At 70.3% G+C, this 17,097-nt stretch carries 17 protein-coding genes; 4 read left to right on the top strand and 13 right to left on the bottom strand.

What is annotated here, in order from left to right; all coding sequences use genetic code 11:
* Positions 1–93 precede the first annotated feature (93 nt).
* The 3 genes from dop to arc are packed head-to-tail and all read right to left on the bottom strand — an operon-like array spanning position 94 to position 4,018.
* Entirely contained in the window at positions 94–1,602 is a 1,509-nt protein-coding gene (dop, locus tag A5643_RS02165) for a depupylase/deamidase Dop (RefSeq protein WP_066851473.1), read from the bottom strand.
* 9 nt (positions 1,603–1,611) lie between these two features.
* Entirely contained in the window at positions 1,612–2,154 is a 543-nt protein-coding gene (locus tag A5643_RS02160; protein ID WP_066851471.1) for a DUF4333 domain-containing protein, read from the bottom strand.
* A gap of 49 nt (positions 2,155–2,203) precedes the next feature.
* Entirely contained in the window at positions 2,204–4,018 is a 1,815-nt protein-coding gene (gene arc / locus A5643_RS02155) for a proteasome ATPase (RefSeq protein ID WP_066851469.1), read from the bottom strand.
* 162 nt (positions 4,019–4,180) lie between these two features.
* Here arc and A5643_RS02150 point away from each other — a divergent pair, with 162 nt between their 5' ends.
* From A5643_RS02150 to A5643_RS02140, 3 genes are read left to right on the top strand one after another with little or no spacing between them, the layout of a single operon-like run.
* Positions 4,181–4,663: an MTB12 family secreted protein gene (locus A5643_RS02150; protein ID WP_156628451.1), complete on the top strand. Its 483-nt coding sequence runs from the start codon at positions 4,181–4,183 to the stop codon at positions 4,661–4,663.
* A 10-nt stretch (positions 4,664–4,673) separates the two neighbouring features.
* On the top strand, positions 4,674–5,240 hold the full coding sequence (gene lppK, locus A5643_RS02145; RefSeq protein ID WP_082948670.1) for a lipoprotein LppK: 567 nt from the start codon (positions 4,674–4,676) through the stop codon (positions 5,238–5,240).
* Positions 5,241–5,243: 3 nt separating this feature from the next.
* Complete coding sequence (locus tag A5643_RS02140; protein WP_066851467.1) at positions 5,244–5,537, top strand: DUF503 domain-containing protein; 294 nt, start codon at positions 5,244–5,246, stop codon at positions 5,535–5,537.
* A 116-nt stretch (positions 5,538–5,653) separates the two neighbouring features.
* Here the strand turns inward: A5643_RS02140 and A5643_RS02135 are convergent, their stop codons facing one another.
* The 6 genes from A5643_RS02135 to metH are packed head-to-tail and all read right to left on the bottom strand — an operon-like array spanning position 5,654 to position 12,648.
* A complete protein-coding gene (locus tag A5643_RS02135) occupies positions 5,654–6,487 on the bottom strand; it encodes a tRNA (adenine-N1)-methyltransferase (protein WP_066851465.1) in 834 nt (277 codons plus the stop codon).
* Between the two features lie 48 nt (positions 6,488–6,535).
* The gene (locus A5643_RS02130) at positions 6,536–7,018 is read right to left on the bottom strand and encodes a DUF4126 family protein (protein WP_066851588.1); all 483 of its coding nucleotides are present in this window, start codon (positions 7,016–7,018) and stop codon (positions 6,536–6,538) included.
* A 58-nt stretch (positions 7,019–7,076) separates the two neighbouring features.
* Complete coding sequence (hisG, locus tag A5643_RS02125; RefSeq protein ID WP_066851586.1) at positions 7,077–7,928, bottom strand: ATP phosphoribosyltransferase; 852 nt, start codon at positions 7,926–7,928, stop codon at positions 7,077–7,079.
* 2 nt (positions 7,929–7,930) lie between these two features.
* A complete protein-coding gene (locus A5643_RS02120) occupies positions 7,931–8,212 on the bottom strand; it encodes a phosphoribosyl-ATP diphosphatase (RefSeq protein ID WP_066851463.1) in 282 nt (93 codons plus the stop codon).
* Complete coding sequence (locus A5643_RS02115; RefSeq protein WP_066851461.1) at positions 8,209–8,904, bottom strand: HAD family hydrolase; 696 nt, start codon at positions 8,902–8,904, stop codon at positions 8,209–8,211. The genes A5643_RS02120 and A5643_RS02115 overlap by 4 nt, the downstream gene beginning before the upstream one ends.
* A gap of 3 nt (positions 8,905–8,907) precedes the next feature.
* Positions 8,908–12,648 (bottom strand): methionine synthase, encoded by a 3,741-nt coding sequence (metH, locus tag A5643_RS02110; RefSeq protein WP_066851459.1) that lies wholly within the window; start codon positions 12,646–12,648, stop codon positions 8,908–8,910.
* 170 nt (positions 12,649–12,818) lie between these two features.
* Between metH and A5643_RS02105 the strand changes: the two genes are divergently transcribed.
* On the top strand, positions 12,819–13,685 hold the full coding sequence (locus A5643_RS02105; protein WP_066851457.1) for a PAC2 family protein: 867 nt from the start codon (positions 12,819–12,821) through the stop codon (positions 13,683–13,685).
* Between the two features lie 68 nt (positions 13,686–13,753).
* Here the strand turns inward: A5643_RS02105 and A5643_RS02100 are convergent, their stop codons facing one another.
* From A5643_RS02100 to A5643_RS02085, 4 genes are all read right to left on the bottom strand, one after another.
* Entirely contained in the window at positions 13,754–13,972 is a 219-nt protein-coding gene (locus A5643_RS02100; RefSeq protein WP_066851455.1) for a hypothetical protein, read from the bottom strand.
* A gap of 93 nt (positions 13,973–14,065) precedes the next feature.
* Complete coding sequence (locus A5643_RS02095) at positions 14,066–14,959, bottom strand: SDR family oxidoreductase (protein WP_066851584.1); 894 nt, start codon at positions 14,957–14,959, stop codon at positions 14,066–14,068.
* A 10-nt stretch (positions 14,960–14,969) separates the two neighbouring features.
* The gene (gene mshC, locus A5643_RS02090) at positions 14,970–16,238 is read right to left on the bottom strand and encodes a cysteine--1-D-myo-inosityl 2-amino-2-deoxy-alpha-D-glucopyranoside ligase (protein WP_066851453.1); all 1,269 of its coding nucleotides are present in this window, start codon (positions 16,236–16,238) and stop codon (positions 14,970–14,972) included.
* A 31-nt stretch (positions 16,239–16,269) separates the two neighbouring features.
* On the bottom strand, positions 16,270–17,049 hold the full coding sequence (locus A5643_RS02085; RefSeq protein ID WP_066851451.1) for a 3'(2'),5'-bisphosphate nucleotidase CysQ: 780 nt from the start codon (positions 17,047–17,049) through the stop codon (positions 16,270–16,272).
* Positions 17,050–17,097: the final 48 nt, after the last annotated feature.

Below are 17,097 nucleotides of genomic sequence, written 5' to 3'. Positions count from 1 at the left end.
CTGCCTCCTGCTTGGTCGTTGGCGGGCGCATCACGCGTCCGCCAGCTTCTTCAGCCTACCGTCCGGGGCCCGGCGCGCCGCGCTCAGCGGCGCTCAGGTCGTGAGTTGATCCACCAGCTCCACGGCGCTGTCCACCGAGTCCAGCAGCTCCCCGACATGCGCCTGGCTGCCGCGCAGCGGCTCCAGGGTCGGGATGCGCACCAGCGAGTCCCCGCCCAGGTCGAAGATCACCGAATCCCAGCTCGCCGCGGCGATATCGGAGCCGAACCGGCGCATGCACTCACCGCGGAAGTAGGCGCGGGTGTCGGTGGGCGGGTTGTCGACGGCGTGCAGCACCTGCTGTTCGCTGACCAGCCGGCGCATCGAGCCGCGCGCCACCAGACGGTTGTACAGGCCCTTGTCCAGCCGGACATCGGAGTACTGCAGGTCGACCAGGTGCAGCCGCGGCGCGGACCAGGCCAGGTTCTCACGCTGGCGGAACCCCTCCAGCAGCCGCAGCTTGGCCGGCCAGTCCAGCAGGTCGGCGCATTCCATCGGGTCGCGTTCGAGCAGGTCGAGCACGCGTGCCCAGGTCTCCAGGACGTCGGTGGCCCGCGGATCGGGGTCGCGCCGGTCCACCAATTTGGCGACCCGTTCCAGGTAGATGCGCTGCAGGGCCAGCCCGGTCAGCTCGCGCCCGTCGGCCAAGGCCACCGCCGTACGCAGCGAGGGGTCACGGCTGATGGCGTGCACGGCGTGCACCGGCCGGGCCAGCGCCAGGTCGGTGAGTTCCAGGCCGTGCTCGGGCCCCTCCTCGATCAGATCCAGCACCAGTGCGGTGGTGCCCAGTTTGAGGTAGGTCGACGTCTCGGCGAGGTTGGCGTCGCCGATGATCACGTGCAGGCGGCGGTATTTGTCGGCGTCGGCGTGCGGCTCGTCGCGGGTGTTGATGATGCCGCGTTTCAAGGTGGTCTCCAGCCCCACCTCCACCTCGATGTAGTCGGCGCGCTGGGTGAGCTGGAAACCGGGTTCCTCGCCGGCGGGGCCGATCCCCACCCGGCCGGACCCGACCACCACCTGCCGGGACACGAAGAACGGGGTGAGTCCGGCGATGATGGTGGAGAACGGCGTCTGGCGGCTCATCAGGTAGTTCTCGTGGGAGCCGTAGGAGGCGCCCTTGCCGTCGACGTTGTTCTTGTACAGCTGCAGTTTGGCCGCGCCGGGCACGCTGGCGACGTGGCGGGCGGCGGCCTCCATGACCCGCTCGCCGGCCTTGTCCCAGATCATCGCGTCCATCGGGTCGGTGCACTCCGGCGCGGAGTACTCCGGGTGGGCGTGGTCGACGTAGAGCCGGGCGCCGTTGGTGAGGATCATGTTGGCGGCGCCGACCTCGTCGGCGTCGACCACCGGCGGCGGGCCCGCGCTGCGGCTCAGGTCGAACCCGCGGGCGTCGCGCAGCGGTGATTCCACCTCGTAGTCCCACCGGGTGCGTTTGCCGCGCTGCAGACCGGTGGCGGCGGCGTAGGCCAGCACCGCCTGCGTGGAGGTCAGGATCGGGTTGGCGGCCGGATCCGACGGCGAGGAGATGCCGTATTCGACCTCGGTTCCGATGATCCGCTGCATACCCCCACCCTAGGCGGTGGGATCAGGCAGCAACTCCCAGCGGTCGTCGTTGCCGACGCCGCCCGCGGTCACCCGCAGGGTGCGGTCGTGGCCGGCCGGGTCGGTGGCCGTGCAGTCGAAGGACTGCCCGGCGGCGACGATCTTGATGCCCTCACCGCAGTCGACGCGCACGTCGAATCCCTGGTTCGCGGTGAGCTGCTCCCCCAGCTTCTCCGCCGCGGTCGGCAGGTCGTAGAGGGTGTCGAGGGTGCGGAAGTCCACGTGCCCCTCCTCACCGACGGTGACCTCGATGCGGACCGTCTGGTCGTCGTGGCCGTCGACGGTGGCGGTGCACTCGAAGGTGTCCCCGGTTTTCGGCGGGGGCTTCACCCTCGGGCACTCGACATCGGACGGGGTGTGCCCGAATTCGCGGTACTGCCCGGCGAGGGTGTCGTTGATCTGGGCTTGCAGCTTGTCGTAGTCCAGGTTGTCGCCGGTGGAGAACCACATCGAGCAGGCGCTCGCCAGCGGGACCGCCAGCAGCGGGGCGAGCCGCCGAATGCGTTGAGGCATGCGGAAACGGTAACGCGGCCGCCGGCACCCCCGGCACGGAATATCCGGGCTACAGGTACTGGCCGAGGTTGGATTCGGTGTCGATGGCGCGGCTGGCGCTGGAGCTCTTGCCGGTGACCAGCGTGCGGATGTAGACGATCCGCTCGCCCTTCTTACCGGAGATCCTCGCCCAGTCATCCGGGTTGGTGGTGTTGGGCAGGTCCTCGTTCTCGGCGAACTCGTCGACGATCGAGTCCAGCAGGTGCTGGATGCGCAGACCCGGTTGGCTGGTCTCCAGCACCGATTTGATCGCGTACTTCTTGGCCCGGTCGACGACGTTCTGGATCATCGCGCCGGAGTTGAAGTCCTTGAAGTACATGACCTCCTTGTCACCGTTGGCGTAGGTGACTTCCAAAAACCGGTTGTCCTCGATCTCGGCGTACATCCGGTCGACGACCTTCTCGATCATCGCCTTGACGGTGGCCGCGTGGTCGCCGTCGAACTCGGCGAGGTCGTCGGCGTGCACCGGCAGGTCCTCGGTGAGGTACTTGGAGAAGATGTCCTGAGCGGCTTCGGCGTCGGGCCGCTCGATCTTGATCTTCACGTCCAGCCGGCCCGGCCGCAGGATGGCCGGGTCGATCATGTCCTCGCGGTTGGACGCGCCGATGACGATGACGTTCTCCAGGCCCTCCACACCGTCGATCTCGCTGAGCAGCTGCGGCACGACGGTGGTCTCCACGTCCGAGGAGACGCCGGTGCCGCGGGTGCGGAAGATCGAGTCCATCTCGTCGAAGAACACGATCACCGGGGTGCCTTCGGAGGCCTTCTCCCGGGCCCGCTGGAAGATCAGCCGGATGTGCCGCTCGGTCTCGCCGACGAACTTGTTGAGCAGTTCCGGGCCCTTGATGTTGAGGAAGTAGGACTTGGCTTCCTTGGCGTTGTCGCCGCGCACCTCGGCCATCTTTTTGGCCAGGGAGTTGGCGACCGCCTTGGCGATCAGGGTCTTACCGCAGCCCGGCGGGCCGTAGAGCAGCACGCCTTTGGGTGGGCGCAGCAGGTATTCGCGGTACAGCTCGCCGTGCAGGAACGGCAGCTCCACCGCGTCGCGGATCTGTTCGATCTGCCGGCCCAGGCCGCCGATATCGGCGTAGCTGACGTCGGGCACCTCCTCGAGCACCAGGTCCTCGACCTCGGCCTTGGGGATGCGTTCGAAGGCGTAGCCGGCCTTGGTGTCGACCAGCAGCGAGTCGCCGGGGCGCAGTTTGCGGGGCCGCGAATCGTCGCTGAGGGTGCCGCTGCCGTGGTCGGGCAGGTCCTCGGCGATCAACGGATCGGCCAGCCAGACGATGCGTTCCTCGTCGGCGTGCCCGACCACCAGTGCGCGGTGGCCGTCGCCGAGGACTTCACGCAGCGTGGAGATCTCCCCGACCGACTCGAACGTGCCGGCCTCCACCACGGTCAGCGCCTCGTTCAGCCGGACGGTCTGGCCCTTCTTCAGCTCGGCGATCTCGATGTTCGGTGAGCAGGTCAGCCGCATCTTGCGACCGGAGGTGAACACGTCGACGGTGTCGTCGTCGTGGGTGCCCAGCAGCACCCCGTACCCGCTGGGCGGCTGGCCGAGCCGGTCGACCTCCTCGCGCAGCGCCAGCAGCTGCTGGCGGGCTTCTTTCAGCGTCTCCATCAGTTTGGCGTTGCGGGCGGTCAGCGAATCCAGCCGGGCCTCCAGCTGGTGCACCTCCCGGGTGCCGCGCGTTCCGCCCGACGCTTCGAGCCGGTCCCGCAGCGTGGCCGCCTCGCGACGCAGTTCCTCGAGTTCGGCGGCGTCGTCACTGGACAGGGGGTGGCTGCGGGGATCGCCGAACGCGTCACGCTCTGACTCGCCCATGGGGCCCTCCTTTCCAACGCCGGAACCGGCGGAGTGGATAGTTCAACGCTACCGGCGATCAGCGTTTCATGCGTGCAGGAGAAATCCGACACTCCGGTGGCACTGTTAACCTGGATCCTCAGCTGGTCCGGAGCCGGACCGATTGAAAGGACGACTTTTACCGTGAAATTCCTAGCCACAGGTGTTGCCGCCGTCGCCGCCATCGGCGCCGCGGCGACCGGACTGACTTCGCCGGCCGCCGTCACCGCCCCGCCGGTCCAGCCGGTGGTGTTCGACGCGCCGCTGCCGCTGGAGCCGCCGGACGCGGCGCTGCCCTCCCCCGACCAACTGACCGGGGTGCTCAACGGCCTGGCCGACCCCAACGTGCCGTTCTCCAACAAGAGCTACCTGGTGGAGGGCGGGCTGGGCCTGCTGGAATCCCGCACCGCGGACAAGGCGCTGCAGCGCGCCGCGGAGAAGGGCAGCCTGCCGCTGTCGTTCAGTGTGGCCAATATCGCACCGGCCGGTCCCGGCGCGGCCAGCGCCGACGTCACCGCCAGCGGCCCCTCAACCCCGGCGATCACCCAGTCACTGACCTTCGTCGACCAGGGCGGCTGGAAGCTGTCGCGCACCTCGGCGATGACGCTGCTGCAGTCGGTGCGTTAAGCGCGAGCAGATGCGTCGGACGCTGACCGCCGCGCTGGCCGCCCCGGCGGCGGCCGCGGTGTTGTGGGTGCCCGGGTGTGCGCCGCAGGCGAGCACCCCGGTGGACACCACGTTGCCGGCGCCGCCGTCGACGACCACCACGCCGCCGCGTGACCCGGGCTTGCCCGATCCGGGGGCGCTGACCGACGTGCTGTACCGGTTGGCGGATCCGGCGGTGCCGGGGATCGAGAAGGTGCCGCTGGTGCAGGGCGCTACCGAAGCCGACGCCGAAACCCTGGACCGGTTCGCCACGGCGTTGCGGGACAACGGCTACCGGCCTGCCACCTTCACCGCGGACAACCTCGTGTGGTCGGCTGCCGGCCCGCCGGACGGGGTGGTGGCCGACGTCACGATCGCCAAGAACGGTGAGGAGCACGGCTTCTCGCTGCCGATGGAGTTCGACCGCACCGACCAGCAGTGGCAGCTGTCCCAGGACACCTTCGACATGCTGTTGGGCAGTGCGCCGGCCGGGCCGGACTCGCCTGAACCATCCGAGCCGGAGAACCCCGAACCGGAAGCCCCCGAACCGCCCGGGTGACCGATGTGGATCGGGTGGCTGGAGTTCGACGTCCTTCTCGGTGATGTGCGTTCGCTGAAGCAGAAGCGGTCGGTGGTGCGCCCGATCGTCGCCGAACTGCAACGCCGGTTCGCGGTGTCGGCGGCCGAGATCGGCCGGGTCGATCTGCATCGCCGTGCCGGGATCGGGGTGGCGGTGGTCGCCGGTGACCGCGCTCACGTCGTCTCGGTGCTCGACGCCGCCGAACGACTGGTGGCCGAACGCCCGGAGATCGAGTTGCTCTCAGCCGGTCGCGGTTTGCACCGCAGTGACGACTGAGGTGCCGGCCGAGTCACCGAATGTGTACTCCCTGCGAAGTTTTCGGCGATTTTTCGCACTGAGTACACGCTCGGGACGGGCTAGTCATCGGAGGTGTGATCGCGCCCCGCACGGCTTTACCGGGGCTGCTTGCGGCGTTTGGGGGCCGGTGGGGTGACCCCGGGGGCCATCCGCCGGGTCGCGACCAGGAAGGCCGTGTGCCCGCGCATGTTGTGTTGCGGGCGCACCGCCAACCCCACCACGTCCCAGTCGCGTTGCAGGGTCTCCCAGGATCGCGGTTCGGTCCAGCATTGCTGTTCGCGCAGCGCCTCGACCACCTTGGACAACTGGGTCACCGTGGCGACGTAGACGATCAGCACCCCGCCGGGGGTCAGCACCCGGCTCACCGCGTCGAGCACCTCCCAGGGTGCGAGCATGTCGAGCACCACCCGGTCGACCGAGTGCGACGGCAGGTCGGTGCGCGAAACGTCGCCGATGATCAGTTGCCAGTGCGCCGGCGCCTCGCCGAAGAAGGTCTCGACGTTGCGGCGGGCGTGCTCGGCGTGGTCCTCGCGCACCTCATAGGAGATCACCTGCCCGGTCGGGCCGGTGGCGCGCAGCAGCGAGCAGGTCATGGCCCCGGAGCCGGCCCCGGCCTCCAGCACCCGCGCCCCCGGGAAGATGTCGCCCTCGTGGACGATCTGGGCGGCGTCCTTGGGGTAGATGACCTGCGCCCCCCGTGGCATCGACAGCACGTAGTCGACCAGCAGCGGCCGCAGCACCAAAAACGGATTGCCGTTGGTGGAGGTGACCACGCTGCCCTCGGGCAGGCCGAGAATGTCGTCGTGCCGCACCGCGCCGCGGTGGGTGTGGAACTCACCGCCTTCGGCGAGCAGCACGGTGTAGCGCCGCCCTTTGGCGTCGGTGAGCTGGGCACGGTCGCCCACGGTGAACGGGCCGGTGATGGACACGGACGTCTAGCCTGCCAAAGCCGCGCGAGGCGGCGTCGGCCGGGCCGATCAGCCCGCGGCGGCCAGCGCCAGCACCCCGACCCCGCCGAGGACGGCGACGCCGTCCTCGATCGACCCCGCCGTCAGCCGGCGTCCACCGGTGGCGTTGATCAGCAGCTGCCGGCCCGCGTAGCCGCCGAGGGTGCCCAGCACGGCGCCGATGAGGCCCGCGCCCAGGCTCGACCAGCGGTAGCCCCACACCGTGCCCAACACGGTGCCGGCGAAGGCGCCGGCCAGCAGGCGGGCAGCGAACTGCGCGACGATGGTGCGGTCGGGGGCACCGGGCAGCTTGTCGCCGACCAGTTCGGTCACCGCCAGCAGGGTCAGCAACACCACGGTCACCGGCTGGCCGACCCAGGAGGCCCAGGTGTCGTCGAGGCCGATCCAGCCCAGCATGGCGGCCCAGGAGACCACGGCCGGCGCGGTGAGTGCCCGCAGTCCGGCGATCACGCCGATCAGCAACGCCAGGGACAGCACCATCAATTGGGTCACCATTGCCTCCAGCGCCTTGCCGTTGCCGTCCCGGCGGTCACCGGGACGCTAACACGGTTCAGAATCGGCAGAACCGGATATCGGAGGCCAGAATCGCCCGCGCCCCCACCTCGGAGAGCCGGTCCATGGTGGTGTTGACATCACGGCGCGGCACCAGGGCGCGCACCGCCACCCAATCCGGGTCGGCCAGCGGCGCGATCGTCGGAGACTCCAGGCCCGGGGTGATCGCGGCGGCCGCCTCGAGCACCGAGCGGGGGCAGTCGTAGTCGAGCATCAGGTACTGCTGGCCGAACACCACGCCCTGCACCCGGGCGGCCAGGTGCCCGCGGGCGGCGGTCTTGGCCTCCTCCGGCGGGTTGCGCTCGATGAGCACGGCCTCGGAGTCGCACAGGGAGGCGCCGAAGGCGGCCAGGTTGTGCAGCCGCAGGGTGCGCCCCGACCCGACGACGTCGGCGATGGCGTCGGCGACACCGAGCTGGATGGAGATCTCCACCGCGCCGTCGAGCCGGATGACCTCCGCGCTGATCCCCCGGTCGGCGAGGTCCTTGCGGACCAGGTTCGGATAGGAGGTGGCGATGCGTTTGCCGGCCAGGTCGGCCACCGACCAGTCCCGCCCGGCCGGTGCGGCGTAGCGGAAGCTGGAGCGGCCGAAGCCCAACGCCAGCCGCTCGGTCACCGGCGCCTCGGACTCCAGCGCCAGATCACGCCCGGTGATGCCCAGATCCAGTTCCCCGGAGCCCACGTAGATCGGAATGTCCTTGGGGCGCAGGAAGAAGAACTCGACCTGGTTCGCCGGGTCGAGCACGGTGAGGTCCTTGGCGTCGCCGCGGCGTCGATACCCGGCCTCGCCGAGCATCTCCACGGCGGACTCACTCAACGCACCCTTGTTGGGCACCGCGACTCGCAACACGTTCACAGCTTCCGGTAGATGTCGTCGAGAGTCAGTCCGCGCGCCAGCATCAGCACCTGCGTCCAGTACAGGAGTTGGCTGATCTCGGCGGCCAGCGCCTCGTCGGACTCGTGTTCGGCGGCCAGCCACACCTCGCCGGCCTCCTCGAGGATCTTCTTGCCGACGGTGTGCACACCGGCGTCCAGCGCGGCGACGGTGCCGCTGCCGGCCGGGCGGGTGCGGGCCCGCTCCCCCAGCTCGGCAAAGAGCTCCTCGAAGGTCTTCACAGGCAGGGATTGTTTCATGGCACATCCGCGGAGGTCACATCGGTTTCACCGGCCCGCAACCTCCGGTGCACCGCCGCCAGCCCCGCGACGTCGAAATCGGTGAGCGCGGCGGCGTGGTAGCGGCCCGGCCCGGTCGGCACGGCGACCGCGTTGGGCACCACCAGCACCGGGCAGCCCGCGGCCTGCGCGGCGTCGGTCCCGGTCACCGAGTCCTCGATCACCAGGCAGTCACCGGGGGTCACCCCCAGCGCCGTCGCGGCGGCCAGGTAGGGGTCCGGGGCGGGTTTGGCGCGGGGCACCTCGTCACCACAGACCGTCACCGCGAAGTAGTCACGTCCGATGCTGTCGAGGGCGCGTTCGGTCAGTTCCCGGGCGGTGTTGGTGACCAGGGCCATCGGAACGGCTGCGGCGGCCAGCGCGTCGAGCAGTTCCTCGGCCCCGGCGCACCAGGGCAGCCCACCGGCGAACAGCGCGCCGACCCGGTCGTGCAGCCACCGCGCGGAGGCGTCGAGGGTGGCGGGGTCCAGTCCCAGCCCCAGGTCGGTGTGCACGATGTGCATCGCGCTCTGCGCGGAGCTGCCGACGGTGGCTTCCCGTACCGCCGCGGAGAGCCGGCCACCGTGGCGGGCGTAGAACGCCTGCAGCGCGGTGTCCCACAGGTTCTCGGACTCGACGAGGGTGCCGTCCATGTCCCACAGGACCGCCCGCAGGGCTCAGTCCTCCGGGTTGTAGCCGAGGTTGGCGCCGAGCCAGCGCTCGGCCTCACCCAACGTCCAGCCCTTGCGCTTGGCGTAGTCGGCGACCTGGTCCTGGGCCAACCGGCCGATCACGAAGTACTGGGACTGCGGGTGCGAGAAGTACAAGCCGCTGACGGCGGCACCGGGCCACATCGCCATCGAGTCGGTCAGCTCGATGCGGGTGCGCTCGTGGACGTCCATCAACGTCCAGATCGTCGCCTTCTCGGTGTGCTCCGGGCAGGCCGGGTAGCCCGGGGCGGGGCGGATGCCCTGGTACTTCTCGGCGATCAGGGCCTCGTTGTCCAGGGCTTCGTCGGGCTGAAAGCCCCAGAACTCCTTGCGAACCCGCTGGTGCATCCGTTCGGCGAAGGCTTCGGCCAGTCGGTCGGCTATCGACTCCAGCAGGATCGCGCTGTAGTCGTCGAGGTCCGCCTTGAACTCCGCGATCTTCTCGCCGCTGCCGAGCCCCGCGGTGACGGCGAACGCGCCGATGTAGTCGGCCAGACCCGTTTCCTTGGGCGCGATGAAGTCGCCCAGCGACCGGTTCGGGATGCCTTCGCGGTGCGCACCCTGCTGGCGCAGGTTGTAGAACTTGGTCAGCACCTCGGTGCGGGTGTCGTCGGTGTAGACCTCGACGTCGTCGCCGACCGCGTTGGCCGGGAAGAACCCGATCACCGCGTTGGCCGTCAGCCACTTCTCCTCGATCGCGCGGTCGAGCATCTGCTGGGCGTCGTCGTAGAGCTTACGGGCGGCCTCCCCCGATGCCGGGTTGTTGAGGATGTCGGGGAAGCGGCCCTTCATCTCCCAGGCGTTGAAGAACGGCTGCCAGTCGATGAACTCGCGCAGCTCGGCGAGGTCGTAGTCGAGGAATTCGCGGACGCCGAGGCCCTGGGCGGGCACCGGCGGCGTGTAGCCGTCCCACTCGATCGGCGTCCGGTTCGCGCGGGCCTTCTCCAGCGACACCATCGGCCGCTCACTCTTCTGGGCGTGCCGCGCCCGCAGCGACGCGTAGTCGGCCTCGGTCTGCTCCAGCAGCGCCGGGCGCTGTTTGTCGTCGAGCAGCGCGGCGACGACCGGCACCGAGCGGGAGGCGTCCTTGACCCAGATCACCGGAGCGCTCCGGCGCGGCGCGATCTTCACCGCCGTGTGGGCACTCGACGTGGTCGCCCCGCCGATCAGCAGCGGGATCTGCAGGCCTTCGCGTTCCATCTCGGCGGCGAAGCCGGCCATCTCCTCCAGCGACGGGGTGATCAGGCCGGACAGTCCGACGATGTCGGCGTCGTACTCGTTGGCCGCGGCCAGGATCTTGTCGGCGGGCACCATCACACCGAGGTCGACGACGGTGTAGTTGTTGCACTGCAACACGACCCCGACGATGTTCTTGCCGATGTCGTGGACGTCGCCCTTCACGGTCGCCATCACGATCGTGCCGTTGGTGTGCTCGGCTTCCCCGGGCTGCTTCTCCGCCTCGATGAACGGCAGCAGGTAGGCCACGGCCTTCTTCATCACCCGGGCCGACTTGACCACCTGCGGCAGGAACATCTTGCCCGCCCCGAAGAGGTCGCCGACGACGTTCATGCCGTCCATCAGCGGCCCCTCGATCACCTCGATCGGCCGACCGCCCGCGGCGGCGATCTCGGCCCGCAACTCCTCGGTGTCCTCGTCGACGTGGGCGTCGAGGCCCTTGACCAGAGCGTGAGTGATCCGCTCGCGGACTTCGAGGTTGCGCCACTCGGCCGCCGCGGAATCGTCAACCTTCTCCGAGGAATTGAACCGTTCGGCGATCTCCAGCAGCCGCTCGGCGGCGTCCTGGCGACGGTTGAGCACGACGTCCTCGATGCGTTCCCGCAACTCGGAGTCGATCGAGTCGTAGGGCACCAACGCTCCGGGGTTGACGATGCCCATGTCCAGGCCGGCTTCGATGGCGTGGAACAGGAACACCGCGTGGATCGCCTCGCGGACCGGGTTGTTGCCGCGGAACGAGAACGACACGTTGGAGATGCCCCCGGAGATGTGCACCCCGGGCAGGTTCTCCTTGATCCACGCGCAGGCCTCGATGAAGTCGATGCCGTAGGTCGCGTGCTCCTCGATACCGGTGGCCAGCGCGAAGCAGTTCGGGTCGAAGATGATGTCCTCGGCCGGGAAACCGACCTCCTCGGTGAGGATCCGGTAGGCGCGTCCGCAGATCTCCTTGCGGCGCTCCAGGTTATCGGCCTGGCCCTGTTCGTCGAAGGCCATCACGACAACGGCGGCGCCGTACTTGCGGCACAGCCGGGCCTCGGCGATGAACTTCTCCTCACCCTCCTTCATCGAGATCGAGTTGACGATCGGCTTGCCCTGCACGTTCTTCAGGCCCGCCTCGATGACCTCCCACTTGGAGGAGTCGATCATCACCGGGATGCGGCTGATATCCGGCTCGCTCGCGACCAGTCTGGTGAACCGGTCCATCGCGGCGACGCCGTCGATCATGCCCTCGTCCATGTTGATGTCGATGACCTGCGAACCGACCTCGACCTGCTGCAACGCGACCGACAGCGCGGTGTCATAGTCCTCGGCCTTGATCAGGTTGCGGAACCGGGCGGAGCCGGTGATGTTGGTGCGCTCACCGATGTTGACGAACAACGAGTCGTCGGTGATGTTGAGCGGTTCCAGGCCGGCGAGCCGGGTGGCCACCGCGATCTCGGGCACCTCACGCGGCGGCTTGCCCTCGACGACCTTGACGATCTCGGCGATGTGCTCCGGCGCTGTTCCACAGCACCCACCGACCAGGTTGACCAGGCCCGCGTCGACGAAATCGGCCATATAGCGGGCCTGCCGCTCCGGGTTCTCGTCGTATTCGCCGAACGCGTTGGGCAGGCCGGCGTTGGGGTAGCAGGAGACGAAGGTGTCCGCGATCCGCGCCATCTCGGCGATGTAGGGCCGCATCTCCGGCGCCCCCAGGGCGCAGTTGAGGCCCACCGCGATCGGCTTGGCGTGCCGGATCGAGTTCCAGAACGCCTCGGTGACCTGGCCCGACAGGGTGCGCCCGGAGGCGTCGGTGATGGTGCCCGAGATGATGACCGGCCAGCGGCGCCCCCGCTCCTCGAACAGCGTCTCGACGGCGAACACCGCCGCCTTGGCGTTCAGCGAGTCGAAGATCGTCTCGACGAGGATGAGGTCGGCGCCACCGTCGACCAGGCCGCCCGCCGCCTCGAGGTAGGCGGCGACCAACTGGTCGTAGGTGATGTTGCGAGCGCCGGGGTCGTTGACATCCGGTGAGATCGACGCCGTCCGGGTCGTGGGCCCGAGGGTGCCCGCCACGTAGCGGGGTTTCTCCGGGGTGCTGAACTCATCGGCGGCCGTGCGGGCCAGGGCGGCGCCGGCGTAGTTCAGTTCGTAGGCCAACTCCGCCATGTCGTAGTCGGCCAGCGAGATCGCGGTCGAGTTGAACGTGTTGGTCTCGATGATGTCGGCGCCCACCTCGAGGTACTCGCGGTGGATGCCCTCGATGATCTGCGGCTGCGTCAGGTTGAGCAGGTCGTTGTTGCCCTGCAGCGGAGACGGCCAGTCTTTGAACCGCTCGCCGCGGTACCCGGCCTCGTCGGGGCGGTCCCGCTGAATCGCGGTGCCCATCGCGCCGTCGATCACCACGATGCGGCTGCGCAGCGCAGCCGTCAGCTCGTCGGTGCAGTCCGGCCGGATGTTGGGCGCGAAGGTTTCGACCTCAGGGTCAGTCATGCGGGCTCCCTCCGTGACGGAAGGCGTCCTTTAACTCCGTCGAGCGTGGCGGCCACCGATAGAACCCGGCGCGCCGTTGCAACGCCTCTCGACCCTGAAGAGTCTACTTCGTCGCGGAACGCCGGCACGAAGGCTCCAAGGCACGGGCCGCACGCCGTAGGCTGAATTCCGTGACCCGACCGTCCGATGGCCCTGCGCTGCCCGACCTGCACGACCCCATCGTGGTGGTCGCGTTCGAGGGGTGGAACGACGCCGGCGACGCCGCCACCGGTGCGCTGGAGCACCTCGACACGGTCTGGGCGGGCGTGCCGATCGTGGAGATCGACGACGAGGACTACTACGACTATCAGGTCAGCCGGCCGGTGATCCGGCTGGTCGACGGGGTGACCCGGGCGCTGGTGTGGCCGTCGATGCGGATCGCCTACTGTCGCCCGCCCGGCGCCGGCCGGGACATCGTGTTGATGCACGGGGTGGAGCCGAACCTGCGGTGGCGCACGTTCTGCACCGAGCTGCTCGACACCGCCGAACGCCTCGGTGTCGACACGGTGCTGATCCTGGGGGCGCTGCTGGCCGACACCCCGCACACCCGCCCGGTACCGGTCTCCGGGGCGGCGTACTCGGCGGAGTCGGCCGCCCGGTTCGGTCTGACCGAGACCCGCTATGAGGGGCCGACCGGGATCGCCGGGGTGTTGCAGGAGATCTGCGTGGGCCGCGGCATTCCGGCGGTGTCGTTCTGGGCGGCGGTGCCGCACTACGTGTCGCAGCCACCGAACCCGAAGGCGACGGTGGCGTTGCTGCGCCGGGTCGAGGAGGTCCTCGACATCGAGGTGCCGCTGGGCGACCTGCCCGCCCAGGCCGAGGAGTGGGAACAGCTGGTCAGCGAGATGACGGCCGAGGACGACGAGATCGCCGACTACGTGGCGGCGCTGGAGGAACGCGGCGACGCCGAGGTCGACCTGCACGAGGCGCTCGGCCAGATCGACGGGGATGCGTTGGCCGCGGAGTTCGAGCGGTACCTGCGCCGGCGCCGACGCTGAGGCCTCCGCACCCGCCCGCTGACCGGCTGCACGAACCTTGAGCTAGCGGGGCTGAGCCGAGGGTTCGGCTACGGCCGGCCGGGCTGCTCGTCCACCGGCACCACCTCGCGCAGGAAGTCCCGCCGGCCCAGGTATTCGGAGAGGTACTGGCGGTGCTCCGGGCAGGCCAGCCAGATCTTGCGCCGATCCGTGGTGTGAATCTTGGGGTTGTTCCAGACCACCTGGTAGGCCGCGGTCTGCTCGCAGCCCTTCGCCGAGCAGATCAGCGGCTCCTGCGGTGCACTCATCCCCCGGCCCTCCTCGGTGTCGTCGTCGCTGTGGCTATCCGGTGCGGTGACCGGTCCGGTCGGTGCAACCCCCCGCGCGGCCGCAAGCTTCCGTTACCGCCGCTCCAAACCTTCGGTGTGGGCGCTGGTGGAGCGGCCCAGCGCGGCGACCTGGGCGTCCATCCGGGGCAGCAGGTCGGCGACGAAGCGGCGCACCGGCTGTTCCCCGGCCCGGGTGGACAGCACCGGGCGCAGCCAGCGCATCGCACCCACCCAGCGGGGGCTGTTGACCCGCCGGCGGCGCCGCTCGATGCCGTCGACGAACGCGGCGGCGCAGTCCGCGACCGAGGTGGTGCGGTTCAGCGGGGCGGGCAGCCGGGCCACCATCTCGGTGAAGGTCGACAGGTCGGTCTTGGAGTCGCGCACCATCGCGGTGTCGATCCAGGACATGTGCGCCGAACCGACCGCGACGCCGCGGTGGGCGACCTCCAGGCGCAACGCGTTGGCCAGCTGCTCCACCGCGGCCTTCGAGGCCGCGTAGGCGGCCAGCCCGGGCGCGGCCGCATAGGCCGCCAGCGAGGACACCAGCAGCAGGTAGCCGCGCCGCTCGAGAACGGCGGGCAGCGTCGCCCGCACGGTGTTGAACACGCCCACCACATTGACGTCGAGAATCCGCTGGAAGGCGACCGGATCGATCTGGCTCACCGAGCCGTAGCCGATGATCCCCGCGTTGGCCACCACCACGTCGAGTCCGCCGAACCGCTCCGCCGCGGCAGCCGCCGCGGCCTGCAGAGCGGCCAGATCCCGCACGTCGGCGGCGGCGGTGAGCACCCGCTCGCCGGTCAGGGCTCCCGCCAGCGCAGTCAGTTTGGTGTCGTCGAGGTCGACGAGCACCAGCTGGGCGCCGCGGGCGTGCAGCCGGCGCGCCAGTTCGGCGCCGATGCCGTCGGCGGCGCCGGTGATCAGCACCGTTTTGCCGTGCACCGATCCGCTGCGCCCGCCGCCCATGCCGGCCAAGCTACCGGCCGCCGGCGGCGCTGTCAGCCGGGTCGAGCACCACGCCGAGCAGCGCGTCCACCGCCGCGGCCACCGCGCCGGGCGCGGCCGGGTCGTGGCCGCCGTACTCCAGGGCGTCGGTGACCCAGCCGTCGAGGGCGGCCAGCGCCTTGGGGGTGTCCAGGTCATCGGCGAGGTAGCGGCGCAGCCGGGCGATCACGTCGGCGGCGTCGGGTCCGGCCGGCAGGGCCGCCGCCGCGCGCCAACGGTCCAGCCGGGCGGTGGCGGCGGTGAGCACGGTGTCGTCCCAGAACCGGTCGGCGCGGTAGTGGCCGGCCAGCAGGCCCAGCCGGATCGCCGAGGGGTCGACGCCGTCGGCCAGCAGCCGCGAGACCAGCACCAGGTTGCCGCGGCTCTTGGACATCTTGTGGCCGTCCCAGCCGATCATCCCGGCGTGCACGTAGTGGCGGGCGAAGCGGCGCTCCCCGGTCGCCGATTCGGCGTGTGCGGCGGAATACTCGTGGTGCGGGAAGATCAGGTCGCTGCCGCCGCCCTGGATGTCCAGGCCGGGCCCGATCCGGTCCAGGGCGATCGCCGAGCACTCCACGTGCCAGCCGGGCCGGCCGGGACCGAACGGCGAGGGCCAACTGGGTTCGCCGGGCCGCTCGGCCGACCACAGCAGCGCGTCGAGCCGGTCGATCTTGCCGGGCCGGTCCGGGTCGCCGCCGCGTTCGGCGAAGAACGCCAGCATGGTGTCGAGGTCGTAGTTGGATTCGTAGCCGAACTGCGCGGTGGCGTCGGCGCGGAAGTAGACGTCGGGGTGGGCCGGGTCGTCGATGACGTAGGCGGCGCCGGCGGCGAGCAGCTTCTCGATGATCTCGATGACCTCGGCGATGGCCTCGGTGGCGCCGACGTAGTCGTGCGGCGGCAGCACCCGCAGCGCCGCCATGTCGGCGGTGAACAGCGCGACCTCGCGCTCGCCCAGCACGCGCCAGTCGATGCCGTCGCGGTTGGCCCGCTCGAACAGCGGATCGTCGATGTCGGTGACGTTCTGCACGTAGCGCACCGCCAGCCCGGCGTCCAGCCAGATCCGGTGGATGAGGTCGAAGGCGAGGTAGGTGGCGGCATGCCCGAGGTGGGTGGCGTCATAGGGGGTGATCCCGCAGACGTACATGGTGGCGGTCGACCCGGGGCTCACCGGGCGCACCCGCCGGTCGGCGGTGTCGTAGAGCCGCAGCTGCGGACCGTGTCCGGGCACCACCGGAACCGGGACCGCCGACCACGACTGCATACCGTCGACTCTAAGGCCCGTGCTCATCGGCTCAGCGAACCGCCCGACCGATCGCCGCCAGCAGCGGCTCGGCCACGTCGGGGCGGCAGATCAACAGATCCGGCAGGTAGGGGTCGGGGCGGTTGTAGAGCAGCGGGGAGCCGTCGAGGCGGGAGGCGTGCAGCCCCGCCGCCAGCGCCACACCGGCCGGGGCGGCCGAATCCCATTCCCACTGGCCGCCGGCGTGCAGGTAGGCGTCGACGTCGCCGCGCAGCACCGCCATCGCCTTGGCCCCGGCCGAGCCGATCGGGACCAGCTCCAGCGGCACCGACTGGTGGATGAACCGCAGGATCGCCGGCGGGCGGCTGGCGCTGACCGCCACCCGCACCGGCTGGGCGCCGGGGCCGGGCGTCGCGGCCGCGGTGTCGCTGCGGTGCACCTCGCCCATCGCCGGCAGGGCGACGGCGGCGTCGGTGATGGCGCCCTGCGGGCCGGCGTCGCGGCGCCACAGCGCGATGTGCACCGCCCAGTCCGGGCGGCCCGGGGTGGAGAACTCGCGGGTGCCGTCGAGCGGGTCGACGATCCAGACCCGCTCGGTGTGCAGCCGGCGCGCGCTGTCCGGGGATTCCTCGCTGAGCACCGCGTCGCCGGGCCGCGCGGCGCGCAACCGGTCGAGGATGAGGGCGTTGGCGCGGGCGTCGCCGGCGTCGCCGAGCCCCCACGGGTGGTCGAAGCCGACCTCGTCGCGCACGGCCAGCAACAGCCGCCCGGCCTCCTCGGCCACGTCGGCGGCCAGCGCCGCATCGGTCCGGTCATCCGCGGCTGAGTTCACCGGCCCAGTATCGGCGGTGCGCGGAACGCGGCGGCCGGTGGGGTCGGC

This window comes from Mycobacterium sp. 1274756.6 (assembly GCF_001668625.1).
Lineage (GTDB): Bacteria > Actinomycetota > Actinomycetes > Mycobacteriales > Mycobacteriaceae > Mycobacterium.
Note: the sequence above shows the minus strand (reverse complement) of the source record. Positions and strands in the feature narration are given on the sequence as shown.